This is a genomic window from Kitasatospora sp. NPDC023120, assembly GCF_055560835.1.
The window spans coordinates 1-1,609 of sequence record NZ_JBVHHY010000112.1 but is presented as its reverse complement, the minus strand read 5'-3'; the positions used below and the strand labels follow the sequence as shown (position 1 = coordinate 1,609).

1 pseudogene is annotated in these 1,609 nt (G+C 65.9%); it reads right to left on the bottom strand.

What is annotated here, in order from left to right:
• Window positions 1-293 precede the first annotated feature (293 nt).
• Window positions 294-1,447, bottom strand: a pseudogene (locus tag ACZ3TI_RS40955) (IS701 family transposase).
• Window positions 1,448-1,609: the final 162 nt, after the last annotated feature.

The following is a 1,609-nucleotide window of genomic DNA, read 5'->3' as shown; positions in this document are numbered from 1 at the left end:
CTGCCACTACATGCGGCGCGGGCACCCGTTCGCGCGACATCCACGCCAAGACCACTCCGCCCCCGCCGCAGCCCCGCTACACTCCCCACCCCCAAAGCCGCTGACCAGGGCACATGGAGAACTCTCACTGGAGTACTAGTACTGCAACGACACTCCGTGATGTCCTCGTCGCTTGAAATGGCTGGCGCGGGCTCGGGCTTGGGCTTTCCTGCGCCATAAGGACCAGGCGAGAACATGGCGGACTGCGTGGCGTATTGGAGCGGCGACACGGTTGAACAGGCGCCGTGCCTCGTTCATGCTGACGGGCGCCAGGCCGTGGCCCGGTCGGGTGTCGGAAGCCCCTTTTTTGCCTTCGCTCGAAGGACGGCGAGGAAGGCGAGTGCGGCCATGGATAAGGTGATGTGCCGGTACCAGGCGGTGTAGTCGCGGACCTGGTATTGGTCGAGCCCGGTCTCGTTTTTCGCGGTCTGGAAGCATTCCTCGACCATCCACCGTGATCCCGCGATCCGGGCGAGTTCCTCGAGTGTGGTTCCCGCCGGGCTGAAGCAGATGTAGTAAGCGATCTCGGTGGGGTCGGCGGGGCTGCGCCGGGCCAGTAGCCAATGGTCCCAGCCTTCGCGCCGCCATGGCCGGATCGGGGCGGCGGTCCAGTCGTACTCACGTGGGCCGTGGGAGCCGTCGCCGCAGCTCAGGCGCGTCCAGGTCCCGTCGGGGAGCCCGCCGATCAGGTCATGCGCGCGGGCCTGGCCGAAGAATTCCATGGTCATGACCATCTGGGATTTCGGGACGGCGAGTACGTGGGGAATGTCGTGCTCTTCCAGCCACAGCCGGATACGCCCGACCTGACCGTAGAGTTCGTCCGCGGTCACCCAGCCGAACGGGACTTCGGCCGCGACGGCGCGTTTCAGCATCCGCAGGCCCAGGTCCGGCTTGGTGGCGAACTCGACATCGTCGTCGATGCCGGCCGCCCGGCAGCGCTCGCGGTCGGAAGTCCAATCCTTCGGCAAGTACAACTCGCGGTCGATCAGGGCTCGCCCCCGTTCGGATCCGTAGGCCAGAAAGACTGCCACCTGGGAGTTCTCGATCCGCCCGGCTGTTCCGGAGTACTGCCTGGCCACGCCCGCCGACTTCACCCCCTTCTTGAGGAATCCGGTCTCGTCGAGAATGAGAACGCCGCGGTCGGGATCGCCGAGATACTCCACGACGACGTCGCGGACATCGTCACGCACCGCGTCCGCGTCCCACAGGTAGTGGTTCAGCAGGCGCTGCATGCCCTGGGGCCACTGTCGCCGGCAACCTCGGCCAGCGTCCAGCCGTTCTTCCGCTCCGACTCGCTGAGAAGTCCCCGCAGGTAGGACACCATGCGCCGCCGGGGTTCCACCCGCCCGAACCGGCCCGCGAACCGGGACACGAAGTCTCCGAATAGATCTGACCAGCCGTCAGTTATGTCTTCCAGCACGGAACACACAACGAGCGGAGACGCATCAAGTCACGGAGTGTCGTTGCAGTACTAGTACTCCAGCCGTAGATCGTGATCACGCTGGGGCGGCGGCTTGGCGGTTGTAGTGGCTGGATTGGGATCGGGCCTGGTGGCGGCGTCGCCAGTGGG